Annotated in this window: 16 protein-coding genes and 1 pseudogene; 12 read left to right on the top strand and 5 right to left on the bottom strand. The window is 58.9% G+C overall.

The window, feature by feature from the left end; all coding sequences use genetic code 11:
• Nucleotides 1-71: 71 nt before the first annotated feature.
• Nucleotides 72-1,082 (bottom strand): fumarylacetoacetate hydrolase family protein, encoded by a 1,011-nt coding sequence (locus tag BUA38_RS12030; protein WP_072826059.1) that lies wholly within the window; start codon nt 1,080-1,082, stop codon nt 72-74.
• Nucleotides 1,083-1,549: 467 nt separating this feature from the next.
• Between BUA38_RS12030 and BUA38_RS12025 the strand changes: the two genes are divergently transcribed.
• Complete coding sequence (locus tag BUA38_RS12025) at nt 1,550-2,347, top strand: adenylate/guanylate cyclase domain-containing protein (RefSeq protein WP_244553243.1); 798 nt, start codon at nt 1,550-1,552, stop codon at nt 2,345-2,347.
• A gap of 332 nt (nt 2,348-2,679) precedes the next feature.
• Here BUA38_RS12025 and BUA38_RS36685 read toward each other — a convergent pair whose 3' ends face one another.
• Nucleotides 2,680-2,856, bottom strand: a complete 177-nt coding sequence (locus BUA38_RS36685) for a hypothetical protein (RefSeq protein WP_156898504.1) — start codon at nt 2,854-2,856, stop codon at nt 2,680-2,682.
• 215 nt (nt 2,857-3,071) lie between these two features.
• Nucleotides 3,072-4,073, bottom strand: coding sequence for an aldo/keto reductase family protein (locus BUA38_RS12020; RefSeq protein WP_072818117.1), 1,002 nt, complete (start codon nt 4,071-4,073; stop codon nt 3,072-3,074).
• Between the two features lie 102 nt (nt 4,074-4,175).
• Here BUA38_RS12020 and BUA38_RS12015 point away from each other — a divergent pair, with 102 nt between their 5' ends.
• Nucleotides 4,176-5,090 carry a LysR family transcriptional regulator gene (locus BUA38_RS12015; RefSeq protein WP_072818116.1) on the top strand — a complete coding sequence of 305 codons (915 nt, stop codon included), beginning with the start codon at nt 4,176-4,178 and terminating at the stop codon, nt 5,088-5,090.
• A gap of 149 nt (nt 5,091-5,239) precedes the next feature.
• On the opposite strand, the gene BUA38_RS12010 is transcribed toward BUA38_RS12015, so the two are convergent.
• Nucleotides 5,240-6,139, bottom strand: a complete 900-nt coding sequence (locus tag BUA38_RS12010; protein ID WP_072818115.1) for a LysR family transcriptional regulator — start codon at nt 6,137-6,139, stop codon at nt 5,240-5,242.
• 137 nt (nt 6,140-6,276) lie between these two features.
• Here BUA38_RS12010 and BUA38_RS12005 point away from each other — a divergent pair, with 137 nt between their 5' ends.
• The 3 genes and pseudogenes from BUA38_RS12005 to BUA38_RS36680 all read left to right on the top strand — a co-directional run.
• Entirely contained in the window at nt 6,277-7,281 is a 1,005-nt protein-coding gene (locus BUA38_RS12005; RefSeq protein ID WP_072818114.1) for an aldo/keto reductase, read from the top strand.
• A gap of 123 nt (nt 7,282-7,404) precedes the next feature.
• A complete protein-coding gene (locus BUA38_RS12000) occupies nt 7,405-8,517 on the top strand; it encodes a Gfo/Idh/MocA family protein (protein WP_072818113.1) in 1,113 nt (370 codons plus the stop codon).
• A gap of 224 nt (nt 8,518-8,741) precedes the next feature.
• Nucleotides 8,742-8,861 (top strand): annotated as a pseudogene (locus BUA38_RS36680) (Ku protein); the annotation flags it as partial.
• Between the two features lie 15 nt (nt 8,862-8,876).
• On the opposite strand, the gene BUA38_RS11995 reads toward BUA38_RS36680, so the two are convergent.
• Nucleotides 8,877-9,908, bottom strand: coding sequence for a cytochrome P450 (locus BUA38_RS11995; protein ID WP_083587980.1), 1,032 nt, complete (start codon nt 9,906-9,908; stop codon nt 8,877-8,879).
• Nucleotides 9,909-10,593: 685 nt separating this feature from the next.
• On the opposite strand from BUA38_RS11995, the gene BUA38_RS11990 reads away from it, so the two are divergent.
• The 7 genes from BUA38_RS11990 to BUA38_RS11960 all read left to right on the top strand — a co-directional run bounded on the left by BUA38_RS11990 (nt 10,594) and on the right by BUA38_RS11960 (nt 20,056).
• Entirely contained in the window at nt 10,594-11,766 is a 1,173-nt protein-coding gene (locus BUA38_RS11990) for a patatin-like phospholipase family protein (RefSeq protein ID WP_072818112.1), read from the top strand.
• Between the two features lie 277 nt (nt 11,767-12,043).
• Nucleotides 12,044-15,235: an efflux RND transporter permease subunit gene (locus BUA38_RS11985; RefSeq protein ID WP_072818111.1), complete on the top strand. Its 3,192-nt coding sequence runs from the start codon at nt 12,044-12,046 to the stop codon at nt 15,233-15,235.
• Nucleotides 15,232-16,488, top strand: a complete 1,257-nt coding sequence (locus BUA38_RS11980; RefSeq protein WP_072818110.1) for an efflux RND transporter periplasmic adaptor subunit — start codon at nt 15,232-15,234, stop codon at nt 16,486-16,488. Before BUA38_RS11985 ends, BUA38_RS11980 begins: the two co-directional genes overlap by 4 nt.
• A 685-nt stretch (nt 16,489-17,173) precedes the next feature.
• Nucleotides 17,174-17,824, top strand: coding sequence for an NYN domain-containing protein (locus BUA38_RS11975; RefSeq protein WP_072818109.1), 651 nt, complete (start codon nt 17,174-17,176; stop codon nt 17,822-17,824).
• A gap of 147 nt (nt 17,825-17,971) precedes the next feature.
• Nucleotides 17,972-18,160, top strand: a complete 189-nt coding sequence (locus BUA38_RS36675) for a hypothetical protein (RefSeq protein WP_156898503.1) — start codon at nt 17,972-17,974, stop codon at nt 18,158-18,160.
• Nucleotides 18,161-18,886: 726 nt separating this feature from the next.
• Nucleotides 18,887-19,567, top strand: coding sequence for a TetR/AcrR family transcriptional regulator (locus tag BUA38_RS11965; RefSeq protein ID WP_083587557.1), 681 nt, complete (start codon nt 18,887-18,889; stop codon nt 19,565-19,567).
• A gap of 123 nt (nt 19,568-19,690) precedes the next feature.
• The gene (locus BUA38_RS11960; protein WP_156898501.1) at nt 19,691-20,056 is read left to right on the top strand and encodes a hypothetical protein; all 366 of its coding nucleotides are present in this window, start codon (nt 19,691-19,693) and stop codon (nt 20,054-20,056) included.
• Nucleotides 20,057-20,314 lie beyond the last annotated feature (258 nt).

Raw genomic sequence — 20,314 nt, 5'->3', positions numbered from 1 at the left:
CGGAATCACGGTTGGAGGCCTGTCTCAACCGACTTCTGCAACAAAATCTGCCAATGGCGGAAGTTTTTCTCTCAAGCGAGATCAAACTTCAACGTTCCAAGTTTATCGATCCGGCTTACGATTCTGTCGCCAGCCTTGAGCCAAACCTGCTTTTCCTTCGGCATACCTATGATCACCCCCGAAGGGGTACCAGTGAAGATGATGTCTCCCGGCTCCAGCGCAAACATCTTGGAAGTGTATGAAATCACCTTCTGCGGATTGAAGATAAACTTCGAGGTATGGGACGACTGACGCGGCTTTGTCTCATCGTTCACAAACGTCTCGATAGACAGATTGTTTGGATCCACTAGATCCGCCGATACGAAGTACGGTCCTATGGGCGCGAAATCGTCCAACGTCTTGCCGACCATCCATTGGCCGCCCGTCTCGAGCTGCAGATCGCGGGCTGAGAAGTCGTGTCCAATCGCGTAACCAGCCACATAGTCGAGGGCCTCCGCTTCCGAAACGTTGCGAGCCGTCTTTCCCATTACTACTAGGAGTTCGGTCTCATAGTCGAACTTATAGGAGACTTCGCGAGGCGGAAGCTTGATCGTGCAATTGTGAGCGCTGAGTGTATTATTGAATTTGTTGAACAGGATGGGCACTGTCGGGAGTTTCTCCCCGGCTTCCTCGGCGTGTTCCTTATAGTTCAAGCCCACACAAACGATCTTCCCGGGCTTCGTAAACAAGCGGCCGAATTTGATATTGACCTCGTCGCGCAGGAATTCCCGTCGGTCCTTCCCTGCGGCGATCAGTTGCTCGAGAGCACCAGCATTCCCAGAGGCAAGGAGATCCTCAAGCGTCGTTGGCGCGTTGATCTTCAATGCCTCTCGCGCGTCCGCGACGTCCAGAATGCCACTCGGCAACTTCACGCCGAGTGTCTCGGCACCGCCAGCCTTTGCAATCGAGAGCAGAGTTAGCCCCCGTGGCAATTGTTTTGGCCCAGTCGCAGGATCCGTCTTTGCTTGTGTTGCTTGCCCGAAGGCCGAGGTGCCGACGGTTGCCGCGACTGCGGTCTTGATGAAATCCCGGCGCGTGGTCATCGTTTCCTCCGTTTGAAAACGGTTAGGCGCAAGCTCGGCTCGCTCCAATTGGCCGACGATACAGAAGGAGGGTCGAATTGGAAGAGCCGAACGTTGCGCCCCGCAAATATATATCTTCGGTGGCAATGTCCGCGATACGTCCCGCAACGGACTAGGAAGCAATTCTCGTGGTTATACTGTGTTGCAAAGGGCGCATGTCGCCTCTCTTAGCGCTATAGACAGATGAGGGTCCGATGAACGCACGGCTTGAAAGAAAGCTGCGACTGCTTGCGGTCGTCACCGTTGCCAGCGCGATCGGAGGAGTCGCTTTCGTTGTTGCAAATGGTCTCATGTCGCCTTCTGCGATAGCGGCAGGGATTGCGTATGGAGTCTTTCTTGGGGTCGCGCTCGGCGGCATCTCGCTGTTCGTCCTGGAAGGTCCGATGCGTCCGTGGCTTGGTAGCCTTTCGTTCACAGCCAATCTGCTGGTGCGAACCGCAATCTATGCGGCTATCATCGTTCCCATTCTGTACTTCCAGTTGGGTGAGATTATCGCGCGGGTTCCTCCCGATCCGTCTCGCAAGACCTTCTGGATATCTATCGTCTACTCCGTTGTATTCGTGGTTTTGGCCAACCTCGTTCTCGGGATCGCCAACATCATCGGGCCCCGCGCATTCCTAAACTTCGTCACTGGGCGATATCATCTCCCGGTCGAGGAAAACCGCTTCGTGCTTTTTGTCGATATAGCGGGATCAACGGGACTGGCCGAGCGGCTCGGCGGGATCGCCATTCATCGCCTGCTCGATCGCACCTTTCGTCTGCTTACCCTTGCCGTGGTCGATTATCGGGGTGAAGTCCTTAACTATGTCGGCGACGAGGTGATCGTGACCTGGCGCGAACGCAGCGGCGCAGTCGATTGCCGTCCGCTGCGTTGTTTCATAGCGATGCGCGATGAATTATCGCTCGCAGCTGGCCAGCTTGAGCGGGAGTTCGGAGTCCTACCCCGCATTCGCGGAAGTCTACATTTTGGAGCGGTGATCGTCGGCGAAATCGGCGACATAAAGCGCGCGATCGTCTTCAACGGCGATGTCATGAACGCGGCTGCGCGACTTGAGGAACTCAGCCGCAGCGTTGAGGGCGGTTTTCTCGCATCGCGAGCGGGCATGGAGCAGTTTCGGTCCGCACTGCCGGTGAAGGTTCGCGATCTGGGGCGGCTTCCAATTCGCGGACGTGTAGAAGGGATTGATGTAGTCGGTCTCGATATTCCCACTGCTCAAACCGCATGATGATGTCTCTGTGGCGATGGACCTGACCGCATGTCGGGTTATGGCCCTTATTCTTGCCCGTATCGATGCCAATGGTTTGTGCGACGGTAGCGGTTTTATTATGGGGCATGGCGATCTGCTCCTCGTGCTTCTCAGCCCTCCGCTCATTGTCTGAGTGGTTCGGGGCGGGAGCACGGCCGGTCCATCCCATTTCCGGACCTTAAGGGCTCGCCAAACTACTTCCGTTCGCGGGGGTAACGCGGACCCCACGGTTGCGCGTACACACGATCGAGTTTGATCTTGCGAATTGGCCTCACCACGGGCCGCGTTGCGCGGCCCATCATGAGCCATTCCTAGCAGGGGTGAACGACTAGTTTTTCTTCGTTGAAAAACTGGAGCGCGCCGTACCCTTCCATGTCAACCGCGTATCTAAAGTGGCCGTCGTCTGTTGGGAACACGGCGATGACCTTACCCACCTCATGGTCGTCGGCTGCGTTATCGACCGTCTCGCCAATCGCAAACTTCGCCATCGAGAACTCCTTCTGGAATCATCGGTGCGCTTATATCTCCACAAATCAGTTAACGTTTTCTTAACCACGCGTCCGGGTCAGCATTTTGGAATTTTGCACGACGACTGTTGTTATAATGTCTCGGTCTTCGCGTTCCGACTTTGCGGGCTGAGCCGACCGGGACGGCCAGCCGCCGCTCCAACCCGACGGTTGCTCTTTAACTCTACAACCGCGCTTCACTTCGCTCCAGGACCGAAGACCTCGTTGCCGAAGAAATAGGGTGGCCATTTCGGCTGGGCCTTGAGGGCTGCATCGTCGATCGCAATCAGGACATCGGGTGGCAACGGACCTTCAGTCACGGCCGTAAGATTGTGCCGCAGATGCTCCAGTGAAGAGGCGCCGATGATGACGCCGTCGTTGCGTCCGGCGTTTAGCTGGGAGTGATGAATCAGCCAGCGCAGCGCCACGGAGACCGCATCGAGACCATGGCCCACACACGATCGGTGGATTTCCGCCAAGGCATCGAGATAGGCGTCGTTCAGATAGCGATCGCGATACAGTTTTCCTTGAGCAGTTGAGCTGTCGAAACGCGAACCGGCTACCGCAGCGCTATCGGCAAAATTCCTGCTGAAAGCGCCGCCGGCCAGCGGATTGAAAGCATGGAAGCGGATGCCATAGTTGCCGAGGCATTTGAACAGTTCCGGTTCAACCGCACGCGTGATCGCGTTGTACATTCCCTGGTAGACGCTCGGCCTTATCCATCCATGGCGCGCGGCTATTTCCGATGTCTCTGCCACGTGCCACGCGCTGAAATTGCTGACGCCGAACTCTTCAAACAGGCCTTCATCATGAAGTTCCTGAACGGTCGACAGCGTCGATTCGATCGGCGTTGCGTTGTCGCGCGTCACTAAATAGAAGATCTTGACCTTGTCGGTCTTCAGGCGCGCCAGGGACTCCTTGAAGACTCGCTTCAGATTCTCAGGTTCGTGGCCGCGAGTGTTTCCGGAAGGAATCCGCGTGGCGATGCCGAACCGTTCGCCGGCGCGGAGATCACCCAACATCTGTTCGCAGCTTCCATCGCCATAGACAGAGCACGTGTCGAGCTGGTTGTGGCCAAATTCCAAGACGGCGCCAAGCATTGCGTCTGCGGTCGCAGCGTCATGAACCCGGGCTCCGTATCCGCGGTAGCCGAGCGTCATGGTGCCGAAGGTGATGTTGGTGATGGGGGCTTTGGGCATTCCGACCGCCTTGCGTCATTGAGTATGGCTTCTCCCATAACGGACTTTGATCGTCTCGATAATCGAGATAAACTGCGATGGCGTATCCAGAGAATCGTGACAATGCACAAGAGTGGACTGATGGAACTCGAGGCTGTGGTCGCCATCGCCAGGCTAGGAAGCTTCCGTGCGGCGGCACGCGAACTTGAGATGTCACCGACAGCGATCGGCAATGCCGTCGCCGGTCTTGAGAACCGTCTTGGCGTTCGCCTCTTCAACCGCACGACGCGCAACGTCGCCCTGACGAGTGCTGGCCGCGAATACGTCGAGGCAATCGCGCCGGCGCTGTCGGACATCCGCAATGCCGCTCAGGCGATCGCCGATCACAGCCGCAAACCGACAGGCACACTACGATTCAGTTGCTCGCTCGCCGGGGGACGCCGGCTGCTGATGCCCTTCGTCGTCGAGTATCTTCGTCGCTATAGCGAGATGAAGATCGAAATCGTAACCGAGGGGCGGCTGATCGACATCATCACGGACGGGTTCGACGCCGGGGTGCGTTTGGCTGAAGCGGTTCCGCAGGACATGATCGCGATGCCGCTTGGTCCACATACGCGGCATGTCGTGGTCGGGGCGCCAAGCTATTTCGCAAACAGGTCCCGGCCCACCGCGCCGGCCGATCTGATGGATCATGAATGCATCCGCGCGCGCTATTCAAGCGGCGCCCTCTACCGCTGGGAGTTTGAACGTCACGGCGAAGCGATGAGGATCGATGTGCCGGGGCCCCTCACACTCGATGAGCCCGAGATGATCGCGCAAGCGAGCAGGGCCGGTATCGGTCTTGCCTATGTAGGCGAGTGGACGGTTGCTGATGACATCGCCTCAGGCAGGCTGATTGAAGTTCTAAGCGAGTGGACGCCCTCCTATCCCGGATATTGCCTCTATTATCCGGGACGCCGCCACATGGCCGCGAGCTTTCGTGCCTTCGTCGATCTGGCCAAGGAGGTGGTCTATCGGAATCGCGCGAAGGCGTCTTGAAGGACACCGGACGGGCGGTCGATCGCGGCGCGTGCGCAGCAACCGACCGCGCTGACAAGGTGATCGCCTCGTCGTCCTCGTCCGGCGCGATATCGTCCGCAGCACAACGCCGGTCACCGGTGGTACGCGCTATCCGCCATTCGCCCTACTTATAGATGAGAGTTGGCCCGTAGTTCCTTCAGAAGCGCAGCGAACGCCGGGGAAGGGTGGCGCCGATTAGGGTAATAGAGATGGTAGCCGGAGATCGGCGGGCTCCAGTCTTCCAATACCCGGACCAGGCGTCCATCGGCGGTGAACGGCGCCACCATGTCCTCCAACACGATCGCCAACCCCGCGCCATGAAGGGCGGCATCGATGAGCAGGCGCATGTCGTTCAGGACGAAGGGGCCATCGACGTTGACGGTGACGCTGCGCCCGTCGCGCTCGAACTCCCAGGCATAAAGGCCGCCGGAGGTCGGCAGGCGGATGTTGCAGCAGCGATGATGCGTGAGGTCCTGCGGTTCGACCGGGATGCCGTGTTCTGCGAGGTAGGCCGGGCATCCGACGACCACCATCCGTAGATCAGGGCCGATACGCAGGGCGATCATATCCCGGGCGATCTGTTCCCCCCTCCGAACGCCGGCGTCGTACTGTTCGATGACGATGTCTGTGAGAGCGGGTTCGATCGACACCTCAACCTTGATGTCGGGATAGCGCGTATTCAGCCGAAGCAGGGCGGGCCACAACACCGTCTCAACGGCATGCCGGCCGGCGGTGAGCCGGAGCGATCCCGAGGGCAATTCACGCAGCTCGCTGAGCGCATTGAGCTGAGCCTCGATCTCGCCAAGAGCGGGGCGAAGCGTGCTCAAGAGTTGCTCGCCCGCAGGCGTCGGCATCACGCTGCGGGTGGTGCGCGTGAGTAGACGCTGCTTCAGGCGCTCTTCTAGCCGGCGGACCGACTGGCTCAAGGCTGACTGCGACTTCCCAAGCTTGGCCGCGGCGCGCGTGAAGCTGCGGGCATCCGCAACAGCGGCGAAGTTCGCGAGGTCGCTCAGTTCGTCGTTCAGCATTCATAAGCCTCGCTAATAGCTTCATGCACGATTACCACTCTAATCGACTGCACGCTGCCAGTCCATCTTCGCTCGACATCATCGACGGCCAGCGCCGCCGACGGCGCTCGGCCATCCGGTTCGATAGGAGTTGCAAGATGCGCATGAGAAAGTTGGGCGCCCTGGAGGTGTCCGAACTCGGCTTTGGAATCCTGAGCTTCGCTTCGACCTACGGCCAAGCGCCGGAAAAGGCCGAGAGCATCCGCGTCATACGCGGCGCCCTAGACCTCGGCGTCACCCTCTTTGATACTGCCGAGGTCTACGGTCCCTGGACCAACGAAGCCTTGGTCGGGGAAGCGCTGGCGCCCTTCCGCAATGAGGTCTTGATCGCCACCAAGTTCGGCTTCGACATTGATCCGACGACGGGCGAACGTCGCGGGCTCAACAGCCAGCCGGAGCGCATCAAGCGCACAACGGATGCGATGCTGCGACGCCTCGGCACCAGCCACATCGATCTTCTCTACCAGCACCGCGTCGATCCAAACGTCCCCATCGAGGACGTTGCCGGCGCGGTGAAGGACCTGATTGCGGCCGGCAAGGTGCGCCACTTCGGTCTTTCAGAAGCGGCGGCGGACACTATCCGCCGCGCCCATGCCGTCCAGCCCGTCACTGCGATCCAAAGCGAATATTCGCTGTGGACCCGCGACCCGGAGCCGGAGGTGCTGCCTCTCTGCGAAGAACTAGGCATCGGCTTCGTGCCTTGGAGCCCGCTCGGGATGGGCTACCTGACCGGCAAGGTTCCGAGTACGTCGAGCTTCGGTGTGAACGACTTCCGCGCGGGATCCCCGCGCTTCACTCCCGAGGCGATGAAGGCCAACCAGGCTGTGGTCGAGGCCGTCGAACTGCTCGCCGCGGCCAAGGGCGCCACCGCCGCGCAGGTTGCGCTCGCCTGGCTCCTGGCAAGAGGGCCCAGCATCGTGCCGATCTTCGGCACGCGCCGATTAGACCGCGTGAAGGAAAATCTCGGCGCGTCCGAAGTGAGCCTTTCCGATGAGGACATGGCCGCCATCGAGGCGCGCCTGGCCCGGATCGAGGTCGTTGGCGAGCGGCTGCCGCCCGCAGTCCTCAAGCTGTCCGAGCGCCAATCACCGCACCCGGAGTAACCAGATGAAGACGCGTGAATCGGCCGGAGCGCCCTTGTGGTCTCAACCATCGGCCTCCGGCTTGTATGGGCTTGAGCACAAACTACGGCCCGGCCGAGACAGGCCGATGGAGAACCGAACATTATGACTGAACAACGCTTCAAGGTGGGCATCGTCGGGTTGCAACCTGGCAGGAGCTGGGCAGCCCGAGGCCATGTCCCTGCGCTGCGCGCGCTGCCTGAGAGCTTCGAGATCGCCGGCGTCGCTAACACCAGCCTGGAAAGTTCCCAAGCGGCGGCCGCCGCTATGGGTCTGCCGAAGGCATACGCAAATGTTGCGGAGATGGTTTCGGCACCCGAGATCGACATCGTGACCGTCACGGTCAAGGTGACCCATCATCTGGAGATCGTTAAGGCGGCGATCGAAGCGGGCAAACACGTCTATTGCGAATGGCCTCTGGGCAACGGCCTGGCGGAAGCCGAGAAACTCGCCGCGGTCGCCCGGGCCAAGGGCGTGTTGGGCGTGATCGGAACGCAAGCGCGTGTCGCCCCGGAAATTGAGTATTTGAAGAAGCTCATCGCGGACGGCTTCGTCGGCGAGGTGCTGTCGACCACACTAATCGCGCGAGGCGGTGGCTGGGGCGGGGTCATCCCTCAGAAGAAAGACAATGCCTATCTGCTCGACAAGGCTGGTGGCGCCACCATGCTGACGATTCCGGTGGGACATACGCTCGCTGCGCTTACCGATGTGCTGGGCAAGTTCGCAGATGTATCTTCGGTGCTCTCCACTAGGCGTACCACGGCGCTTGTCGCCGATACCGGCGAGACGTTGCCTGTGTCCGCTCCTGACCAGGTACTGGTGAGCGGAGTATTGACCAACGGCGCACCCGTCTCCATTCACTATCGCGGCGGGATGGCGCGGGACGGCGACGGCCTCCTCTGGGAGATCAACGGCACGAAGGGAGATATCCGGGTATCCGGCCCCTTCGGCCACGCGCAGCTCGTGCCGCTCTCGCTCAAGGGTGCGCGGGGCGACCAGAAGGCGTTCCAGACGCTGGAGGTTCCTGCGTCCTACCGTACTGGCTTCCCTGTGGAGGTGATCCCCGGGAACATCGCCCGCAACTACGCCAGAATGGCCAAGGACCTGCAGGAAGGCACCCACACGGCGCCAAGCTTCGACGACGCGGTCGCGCTGCATCGGGTGATCGCGGCAGTTGAGGAAGCTGCCGAAACCGAGCGTCGCACCAAGTTAACCTGAGTCAGCCAATCGAAGAATGGGTCGGAAAAACGCGCTCTTCTTCGGCAGCAAGGGCCGCGCCGCGCGGGACCGGTCCCGCTCCGCTATATTTACGGCATTCTTATAAGCATCCGCGAGACCTAATATAGCCGGCCAAATGCAGCTGCAACCGTCCTTTAACGAGGTGCCACGGCGGGACAGAGGTGATCCAGTCGGTGTTGGGGCGTCACCTTTGGGAGGGGAGTATGCTCGATCTTGCCAAGCATATCGTCAACCAGGAGTCTGGGTCGTTCGGGCCTGAGAAGTTCGAGGACCACTATGAGACTGCCTTGATTGACCTGATCAACCAGAAGCGAGCCGGTAAAGCCTGATTGAAGGCGCTAGTTGCACTCGACGATGGCACCCCGGAGTTCGTAGCTTTCGACTAGTGGATTCGACGTCATCGTAGGCGTGTGCGTCAGCCGAATTCCAGGAACCCTAAAAAGGTGGTTGAGGAAAATTGCGCTTTCTAGCAATGCGACCGCTGCACCGGGACAACGATGCGGACCATCACCAAAACTCATCAGGCTTCCGGGAAATCTATGATCCTCAATCCGTCGGTCCGGATCGAGTCTGTAAGGACAGACTCCCGCGGCCGCGGGATCGACGTTGACGGCTCGAATGTCTATCGCGAGCAACGTGCCGGCCGATATACTTTCCGCTCGTCCGTTGTTGTCGAGAAGCAGGTTCTGTTCGGCGCGCCGATAAAGCAGGCCAACGACAGGTTCAAGTCTAATCACCTCCTCAAGGATTGCGATTCGGTCGATTTCGTCACCATTCAGAAACCGCATCCGCAGATCCATGCGGTCAAAGAGATGCCAGGCAGCCACAACGATCAGTTCGCGGGTTGTCGCGACGCCCGCTGCGCCGTAGGTTATGCACTCGATAAGAATTTCCCGGTTGCTGTAGCCTTGATCGATCAGATGCGAAATGATGTCTTGCCGCCGAACAATCCTGCGCGACCTTATCGCCGGCATCACGTCGCATAAGAAAAACCGCACCATCCGATAAAGGGCAAAGGCCATTCTTGTGAAGGTCGCCAGCCTTCCGGAACTCTGCTGCTCTTCGTTGCAGAAGCTACTTAACCGGTTTGCCAAACCAGGGCTGCACCGATCAGTCAGCCCAACTATCTCGGCGGTCACGGCGACAGACAGCTCCAGGCCCAGCGAATCCAGTTGAGCGCGGCCGGTCGAACGCAAGTCCTTCATCAATCGCTTGCTCTGCTCCAGCATAAGTTGACGGTAGCGAGTAGCGACGACCTTGGGAGCAAAGAAGCGCGCCGTAGCACTCCTTTGTTTCCGATGAGCGTCCCCCTCCTGAAAGAGGACGGGCGCACGGCTACGCTTTGTGAATCGATTTGCAATCTCCGCCATGAATCCAGCTTGCCGGAGACCGTCGCTCCGAAGGATCTGGCGCGCAAGTTGGATGCCGCGAATCCTGACCACTTCGTTGGATATTCGTTCAAACGGAGTTTGGTTCCTCTCACTCCTCAAGAACGAAGTCTTTTGATCATCTTGACGGTCTGGGTGGTGCACTGGGGAGATGTTCCTGCATCCTCACGAATAAGGCCGGTTATCCGAGCGGCGTTTCCGCAAAGTCGGAAACCACTAAAAGAAGGCGGCCTCCCGTGACTCCTGATTTCGGTGAGAACTGGGTTCCTCGGCTATCCATGCCTCTCAAGCCGGCTCCGCAAAAAATTCGCTTGCCGGGCTTGGCACGATGGAAACTATACTGTATCGTTTACATAGCACGCGGGCATGATGCCGACAAGTGCGGCCGCGCACAAAAGGAGTGAATGACGTCGCGGGATGCCACGTATGCGGCGTGAGGTAGTCACCTTCGCGCCCGGAAATGATCCGTCAGCCCAGATTGATGTCGTCAACGGCACGAGTTGCTCCTTGACGCGATTCAGAAGGCCCCTGACACCGGGATCCGCCAGATTCTTTAGCGATTAGTCTCCGACCGCTTGACGACCTATTCGCCGGCGGTGTCGAGGCCATGGTGAGCCTGCTGTGGATCTCGGAGAACCTAAGGCCACCTTGGAGGAGCCTTAAAATCATGTTGCCGGCCGACCAGAAAAAACACCATTGCACTGAGGGCCGCCCGCCCTTCGAGTGCATCGCGTTGCTGCTGCAGGGGGGTGGCGCCCTTGGAGCTTACCAGGCTGGCGTATATGAGGCACTGGTGCAATCCGGCATCCACCCGGACTGGGTAGCGGGTATTTCGATCGGGGCCATCAATTCGGCCCTTATCGCAGGCAACCCGCCGGAAAGGCGGGTGGAAAAGCTACGAGAGTTCTGGGAGCGCGTTACCTCGGATGTCTTTGGGAGCTGGCCGCAGGATTTTCTGACGCCTTTGGCGAAGGGCGACTGGGTCCGTGGACTCATGAACCAAATCAGCGCCAATTCAGCCATGTTGAGCGGTGCGTCCGGATTTTTCGCGCCGCGACTTCTGTCTCCCTGGCTGCATCCGACGGGATCGATCGAAGCGACCAGCTTCTACGATGCGTCCGCGCTAAGAAGCACGCTCGAAAGCCTTGTCGATTTTGACCGCATCAACGCTCGGGAAATGCGGTTCAGCGTCGGCGCGGTCAACGTGCGGAGTGGCAATTTCGTTTATTTTGACTCGACGACCCACACGATCCGGCCCGAGCACGTGATGGCTAGCGGCGCATTGCCGCCGGCCTTTGCGGCGGTCGAAATCGACGGCGAGCGCTATTGGGATGGCGGCCTTATCTCGAACACCCCGTTGCAATGGGTGCTGGACAGCACTCCGCGCCAGGACACGCTGGCGTTCCAGGTCGACCTATGGAGTGCGCGGGGAGATTTTCCTGGCAACATGGCCGAAGTCGAAACGCGACAAAAAGAGATCCAATATTCCAGCCGCACCCGAGCCAACACGGACCAGTTCAAGCGTGCCCAGCGGATACGCAACACCGTCGCCGCCTTGCTTGAGAGCCTACCTGATAATCTGAAGGACGAACCCAATGCGAAACTGCTCGGCTCCATCGCCGGCCGCAAGGTCTACAACATGGTACACTTAATCTATCGGGCCAAGAACTACGAGGGAAACTCTAAAGACTACGAATTCTCGCGCTCAAGCATGGAGACTCATTGGCGCGCCGGTTACCAAGACACGGTGCGGACGCTACGGCATCCGAATGTTCTGAAACGACCTGCCAATCACGAAAGCGTCGCGGTTTTCGACCTGGAGCGGGACGGTCGCGACTAGGGACAAAACGACAAGCGCTGCATCGACTGCGCTCTTTATCGACGGCGCCAAACTTTATTCTACCGCCAAGGCCGGCTTGCTAAAGTAAAAACGATACGGTATAGTTTAAAAACGGGCGCATACCTTGCTCCGATGGTTAGTGAGATCGGACGCGACGAGTCTCCGGATTGTCTGTAGCAGACGGCTACGAATTGCGGCGAAGTCGCCGGGTAAATTTGAGCAAGACCCGCGTCGGTATCCTCCGGCCTTCGAAGACCGGCCATCGGAAGGATAGACTATGGGCATTGTTCGGTTCGCTCTACGTTTTCCGCACACATACTACGTGGCGGCGGCGCTGATAATGTTTCTGGGCGTCGTTGCATGCTGGAAAATGCCTACGGACATCTTCCCGGAAATCAACATTCCTGTCGTGACGGTGATCTGGACCTATACCGGCCTTAGCACGCCGGAGATAGACCAGCGTATCACCACCTACAGCCAGTATACGATCAGCACGAACGTCAACGGCATCAAGAACATCGAGGCTCAGTCCTTAGCCGGGCTCTCGGTCCAGAAGATTTTCTTCCAGCCAGACGTCAATCTTGACCTCGCCATAGCGCAGATTGTGTCCGCGACGAACAGTGTGCGCTCGGCGCTGCCGCCGGGAATCCAGGCCCCGACGGTGGTGCAATTCAATGCGTCGAGCGTCCCGGTGCTTCAGATAAGCTTGAGTTCCGATACGCTCAGCGAGCAGCAACTCTATGACTACGGCATCTATCGAATCCGCCAGCAACTGGCCCCGATACCCGGGATCACGCTTCCGACTCCTGCGGGCGGAAAATATCGCCAGATCATGGTTGATCTCGATCCGTCAAAGCTGCTGGCCAAGGGGCTGACGCCGCTTGACGTAGTGAACGCGGTCAATACTCAGAATCTAACGCTTCCCTCCGGCACCGCAAAAATCGACAACAAGCAATATGCGGTTCAGACCAACGCGACGCCCACGACCATCGACGATCTCAACGATATTCCGGTCAAGGTCGTGAACGGCGCCACCGTATTCGTAAAGGACGTCGGCCAGGTTCACGACGGCTGGCTGGTGCAGCAAAACGTCGTGAGGGAGAACGGCCGGCGATCGGTTCTGCTCAGCATAATCAAGAACGGTAACGCTTCGACCTTAAGCGTCGTCAACGCGGTCCGTAAGGCTTTACAGGTATCGCGAGCCGCTGCACCTCCCGGCATGCAGATACATGAATTGTTCGATCAGTCCGTGTTCGTGAAGGAATCGGTGATCGGTGTGCTACGCGAGGGCGCGATCGCGGCCGCGCTGACGGCAATGATGATCCTGCTGTTCCTCGGATCGTGGCGATCGACACTCATTGTCATGATCTCGATCCCGCTTTCGATTCTGAGCTCGCTGATCGCGCTATATTTCCTCGGCAATACCATTAATACCATGACGCTCGGCGGACTTGCCCTTGCGATCGGAATCCTAGTCGATGATTCGACGGTCACGATCGAGAACACTCACCGCCTGCTTACGGAAGAAAGGCAACCACTGCCGCAAGCGACGCTCTATGGAGCGGCCGGCATCGCCGTGCCGACGCTGGTTTCGACGCTTGCTATCAGCTGCGTCTTTACCTCCGTGGTGTTCCTCGACGGTCCGGCAAAATATTTGTTCACGCCACTGGGATTGGCAGTCGTGTTCGCAATGCTGGCCTCTTACGGTCTGTCACGCACCCTGACGCCGATCACCATCGGCCTGTTGCTTAAGAATGAACATCATGGTCCCATTGAGGGAACTCCGCGGGGCTTATTCGCCCGTTTTCATGCAGCGTTCGAGCGACGCTTCGAGTCGATGCGTCAGGCCTATTCGGGGTCGCTCAAGGAATTGCTAAAGAACAAGTTCATTATTCCTACCGCTATGGTTCTGCTGCTGGTCCTCGGAGGGGTGATGTTCCCATTGGTCGGCCGCGACTTCTTTCCGGCCATCGACGGCGGACAGATTCAGCTTCACCTTCGTGCACCGGCCGGTACCCGGATCGAATCGACCGAGCGGAATTTCCAGGAGGTCGAAAACAAGATCCGCGAGATCATTCCCGAGAGCGATCGCGAATTGATGGTCGACAATATCGGGCTGCCGGCGAGGGCCTACAATCTGGCGTTCACCGATGGCTCGACCATCGGCGTGAACGACGGCTTCATTCTGATCTCGCTGAAGGAGGGGCACGCGGCAACCGGTGAATACGTCCGCAAGCTGCGAACGGTGCTGCCCGAGAAATTTCCCGAAGATACATTCTACTTTCAGGCGGCCGACATCGTCACCCAGATCCTCAATTTCGGGCTGCCGGCGCAAATCGACGTGCGTACCGCCGGCTATGACAGGGCCAACAATCTGCGGGTTGCGCGGGAGTTGCGCCGGCGCATCGCGACGATACCGGGAATCGTGGACGCGCATCTGCAGCAGGAAGTCGATGCGCCCGCGTTCTATGTCACTATCGACCGCACGCGAGCGGCGCAGCTCGGGCTGAATGCGAACACCATTGCCACCAACCTCAATGTCAGCCTGAGCTCATCCGAGCAGGTCACACCGAATTTCTGGACCGATCCGAAATCGGGAATCCCATATTATCTCGCGGTCCAGACGCCGGAGAACAGGATCGGTTCGCTGAGCGATCTCGGCAATACGCCGGTTTCCACTTCACTATCCTCATCCCTGACCGATGTCCCGGTACCGGGTTTGCTGAGTAACGTTGCGACATTCAAGCGAGCTAACATCCCGACCAACGCCAACCAAGCCAACATACAGCCGGTCTATGAGGTGTACGCCAGCACGCAGGGCCGTGATCTCGGCAGCGTCTCCACCGACATCAGCAATATCGTGGCCGACCTGCAGAAGCAGCTTAAGCCCGGAAACACCATTCAGGTTATCGGGCAAATCGAGAGCATGAACGGCGCATTCCTCGATCTAGGCATCGGCCTGCTGTTCGCCGCAGTGTTTGTCTATCTGCTGATGGTCGTGAACTATCAGAATTTCGGCGATCCGTTCGTTGTCATCCTGGCCTTGCCGGCGACACTGTGCGGCATCGTCACCATGCTGTTCGTTACTGGCACCACCCTGAATGTGCCTTCGCTGATGGGCGCGATCATGGCGGTGGGAGTCGCATCGGCGAACTCGATTCTTTTGGTGACATTCGCTCGAGAACAGCAACTAGCGGGAAAGACTGCATTCCAGGCTGCCATCGAGGCCGGGCACACGCGGATCCGCCCCGTACTGATGACCGCGGCTGCCATGATCGTCGGCATGATTCCGATGGCTATTGGCGGCGCCGGCGAAGAGCAAAATGCGGCCCTGGCACGGGCGGTTGTCGGTGGCCTGCTGTTCGCCACGCCGACCACACTGTTTCTGGTGCCGTATCTGTTCGCGTTACTTCGCAAACGAAACGACGGCACACCACATCGCGGCGTGTTTGACGAGGTACCGGAATGAATTCGAACGAACCGTTAAATTTCAAGCGCGCGCTGGAGACGAACGACAAAGCAGGCGCCTCGTTGCGCCGCGCGGATCGCGGCCGTTGGACAGGCCTGTTGCCTGTTCTCGGGGTGGTGCTGCTTCTAGTGACAACGCTGGCTTTCGGAGCATGGAGCCACTATGAGCAGCACCGACAGGTGATCGCCACCGCGGAGCAAAGCCGCGATCTTGTCCCGGAGGTTCGCGTGGCGTCGGTACAGCCCGGCGGCAGCATCCAAATCGTCAGTCTGCCCGCCTCCACGTCGGCATTCGCGGCCGCAAACGTGTTCGCTCGCGCGAGCGGCTATCTCGCTAAGCGCGAAGTGGACATTGGCGACAGGGTAGTGGAGGGACAATTGCTGGCCGAGATCGTGGCTCCCGAACTCGATCACCAGATATCGCAGGCCGAGGCCACGCTGGGACAGCTCAAGGCGGCACTGCAGCAGGCGGAAGCCAACCGGCTGCTTGCGCAGGTGACATGGGACCGCGATAGCCCGCTGGTCGGCAAAGGCTGGCTGACCGCTCAGCAAGGGACCATCGACGTCCAGACGCTCAAGGCACGGGAAGCGGCCGTCGACGTCGCACAGGCCAACGTAGTTGCGGAAGAAGCTCAGGTGCAGGTCCTGCATCAGCAGAAAATTTATCAGCGCGTGGTAGCGCCGTTCGAGGGTGTCATTACCCAGCGCAATGTGGATATTGGCAGCCTGGTGCAAGCCGACGCGACCAGCGGCACGTTCATGTTCACGATCATGCAGGGCAACGTGATCAGAACCCAGGTCTTCGTGCCGCAGGACCAAGCGTTCGGATTGCAGCCGGGCATCGAAGCCGTCGTGCACGTGCCCGAAATCCCGAATCGCACCTTTCCAGGCAAGGTGACGCGGATTGCCAACGCCTTGCAGCCCGGGTCCCGCACCCTGCTGACGGAAATCGATATCCCGAATCCCGACGGAACTCTCAGCCCCGGGATCTACTGCACCATCGAGCTCCACATTCCGCGCAAGACTCCAAGCTTCAAGGTGTCCGCGGATACGATTATCTTCAACGAGGCGGGGCTGCAGGTCGGAGTGGTGGAGAATGGTGTGGTGCATCTGCGCAAGGTGACGATCGTGCGCGACCTTGGGAAAGAAGTCGAGATCAACAGCGGCGTCAAGGGGGGCGATCAGGTGATCCTCAATCCAGCCGTCGATCTGCCCGACGGCAGCAAGGTACGCCTGGGACAAAGCAAGTCATAGATCTTCTGAGGCCACGCTGTGTCGCAGACAGTCCTTGGGCGCGCACCAAATCATCGGCTGAGCTCGGGAATTCGACAATACGCTCTTCGATAACGGCCGCGGCACTTACGGTATGCGAGAGATGAGCGAACCCGTGATCACTGATCATCGGCCGCCACCCGCGGTTGCGCGTCCTGGTCGCGGGCGGGCGCTTGGGTCCGTAGCTCAGACGGCTGGCCCTCAGCCACGGTGAACCGAGATCATCGTGAACGTGGCTGTGCCATAGCACCTCGGACCGGAAGCCGGCCGGGATCTTCTCGAACGCGCCGAACGCGATATCGACCTGCCGCTATTCGTGAGCAAGGTTGGCGTCAGTTCGACGATCTGCAGAGTTATGCCCGACGCAGATTTGCGCGCGGGGCCGCTATCCGTGACTCCCAAGGCGGCTCCGCAAAAAACCCGCACACCGCTTGGCAAGTTGAAAACTATACTGTATCGTTTATATCTCATGAGAACGCCCGACAGGTCCGCGCACAAAAGGAGTGAATGACGCCATTGGATGCCATGTGTGCGGCGTCAATGGTCACCTTCGCGCCGAGAAGTTCGAAGGCAACAAGCCCATACGCGACGATACGTTACGTTGGTGTTTCTGCGTGGGCGCGGCGTCGTCAAGAAAATTAGCTTAGATTGAACGAAGGAGCGGCAAATGACAGTTTCTTCAGCTAACAGGACTGCGCTCTTTATCGACGGCGCCAATCTTTATGCTACCGCCAAGGCGCTCGGCTTTGACATCGATTACAAGCGGCTTCTAAAGGAGTTCCAGTGCCAGGGAACGCTGGTGCGCGCATTTTACTATACCGCGGTCATTGAAGATCAGGAGTTCTCGTCAATTCGTCCGCTGCTCGATTGGCTCGATTACAACGGCTTTACCGTCGTTACCAAACCCACCAAGGAATTTGTCGACGCCACCGGCAACCGGAAGGTCAAGGGCAACATGGACATCGAGCTTACAGTCGATGCCATGGAACTCGCCGCCCACGTCGATCACATCGTGCTCTTCTCCGGGGACGGAGACTTTCGCTCGCTCGTCGAAGCAGTGCAACGCCGTGGCGTCCATGTGACCGTGGTTTCGACGATTTCGAGCCAGCCGCCGATGATCGCTGACGAGTTGCGACGCCAGGCCGACGTTTTCACCGATCTACTGGAACTGCAATCCAAGCTCGGCCGCGATCCGTCCCAGCGTCCGGTTCCGCGCGAAGCGAATCAACATACCACGCACCACGTTCAGCGGCGGACATCGTCAGGAGGCGGCTATGCGCCGCGGGAAACCGAACTTGAACGCGCAAAGTCGCGTTAGGGCCTTCAGCATTATCCGCGTCGCTGTGGTGCATGCTCTCTCGCCTCGGCTCTGAGCTCGATTGCGTTCGCGTTGGCCCAGCGGGAGCCGAACCATCGCATGCCCCCAATAGCCGGATGGCCGAAGGCGTCCGAACGGAGATCGTCGGTGCGTACCGATACCGCCAGGAGGCATCCTGTGTTAGCTATGGAAAAGGCGGACGACGGCGAGAGCCCCAACCTTGAAGTAGTTGCGAGATCCCTTCGCCGATTGCTTTTCGCGACCGGGATATTGTTGGGGCTGGCTTTTGCCGTGGCCTGTTATGCCGAGATGCTCGGTGTCGTGCAGTTCGATTAAGCTCGAGCAAGTGCTGGCCATGCCCTTAGCCGCCGACCTCCACCAGTTACATGGATCCCGGACCGGCGGCGGATTTAACGAACCGGCTCGAAGTCCGTACACGCAAATCTTCTCCTTGCGGCGCCGGGAGAAAGAGGGCGGGAAGATAGAATGCCAGAGCATTTCTGCCGGATATTGAAATCCCTGACCCGACCGACTCGATCACGTCGTGCACCGTTCATCAAAAGAAGATGACGAGGACGAGGAGAACCAGGGCCGAAACGACAACCCCAATGCTCACAGAGAGAATGACCACCGCGTGGAGTGGGGCTGGGTCGGAAATTGACCGATTGGGCATGGTCAAAATCTCTTCCGCGGGCTCTCCCTCGAGAGCACCATATACCAGGGTTGCAATCCACGAGCGGCCTGCCCGAGATTCGGGACAATCCTACAGGCAGGCCGCTCCACGACGTCCAAGCCTAGCGAGGTGGGGCAACCTAGGCCGGCCGTTTCCATCGCGAACCCCGTGGTCGCGAATCTTGTCCCCGCAAAAATGCCCTGATAAGCTTCGATCAAAGAGTTCATGCGGCGGTCCAGTCTCTCAGTTGCGGTGCCGAGGCGAGGACCCTTTCGCTGACCGTTGCCTATGAGCACCTTTACGAAGAGCATTCAGGCAGGTAGTTTTAAAAAACCAAACTGTATCGTTTATATAATCCCACCTTCAATCGGGTGACAAGGGAATTTTGGTTGACCAAGACAGGAATTAAAGCTCTCGAGCGGACGATCCGGCGGGGTGGTGGCGGCCGTCCCACCCGGGAAGAGGCTGAGGCGCGTGACGTGCGATTGCTCGACGTCGCAACGAGGCTGTTCATGGAGCGAGGCTTTGACGGCACATCTATCGATGCGGTTGCGGAGGCGGCAGGCATAAGCAAGCCAACCGTCTATGCTCGCTACCACGATAAGCGGGATCTTTTCGCCGCCGTTCTGCGAGGCAGGATACGAAGGTGGTTCGCTCCGGTATCAGCGGCGGCTGAAGCCCAGGCAACCGAGACCAGCCCCAAAAGCATCAAGACGACTTTGCATGAGCTTAGCCGACATATGGTTGCATACACGTTGGCGCCTGACGCGGGCGCGCTGCAGCGGATCCTTTCGGCGCAGGCTGTCCAATTTCCTGAGTTGGCAAAACTTGCAAACGAAGAAGGCTGGCTACGTGCGGTCCGGAGCGTTTCAACTATTTTGCGTCAGTCCGCCGCCCGCGGCCATATCAAAGTGGACGACCCAGAACTTGCGGCTGACATGTTCCTCAATCTTGTGCTGGGGCACGGCAAACGTCTGACGTTGTACGGCATCCCAACCGATCCAAAGACCGAAGAGCGACATCGAAAGGCTGCCGTCGACTTCTTCCTGAGTGGGATTCGCGCCAAATGAACCAAGCTGTATCCTAAAAGGGTCGCTTGCTGTCGGTCGGTCCTCCGCGACGCAGGTTCACTACGCGAGGGCGCCGTGCGGTTAGAACGTTCCCCGATACAGCGTCGTCGTCTAGCCGGAAGCATGCTGCATACTCTAAGCGGCAAACGGCCAAAATCCGATCTAGTCGAAGATATGAAAGAGTTTGTTGCGGTTTATGACGCCGCAGAAAAAGAAAGTTCCGACCCCAAGGGTGTGGCTATCCGGATGCTGAAGCTTGAGCGCGGCAAAGACGATATCGACGAACCGATTAATTCCGTCTTGCGGGGGGCGCTTCGAATGGTCGCCGCGATGTTGGACCTCAATGCGAAAATCCCGATCGAAAATCGGGGCGACCAGCAGCCGACAAAGTATGAGATGAAGGCATACAACAAGGCGCGCGATGAAATCGCCGAAGGCGTGATCTTGCTGCAAAAGCGCGCTCGTCAATCGAAGTCGGCTCGGAGTTGATAAGGTTCCGGCAGAAGCTCTCCAATTGCCGACGGTAGATATGTGTCGGCAACTGATAAGAAAACTAACAAAGCCTAGACAGTGTGCATCGCTCAGGCGCGCCTAACCGCGAAAGCGGAGTGCAGGGCGCCGAAAGACTAGACCCAGTTCGATCACGCCGCGCAGTTCGTGAGTAGCTAGCGGTGCTGGACGACGCGGCCTTGGTTGCGGCGACGCCCGTCCGCTATTAGGGGATGCGCGGACCTAGCGCTGCTGCGG

It is taken from the genome of Bradyrhizobium erythrophlei (genome assembly GCF_900142985.1).
Lineage (GTDB): Bacteria > Pseudomonadota > Alphaproteobacteria > Rhizobiales > Xanthobacteraceae > Bradyrhizobium > Bradyrhizobium erythrophlei_B.
Note: the sequence above shows the minus strand (reverse complement) of the source record. Positions and strands in the feature narration are given on the sequence as shown.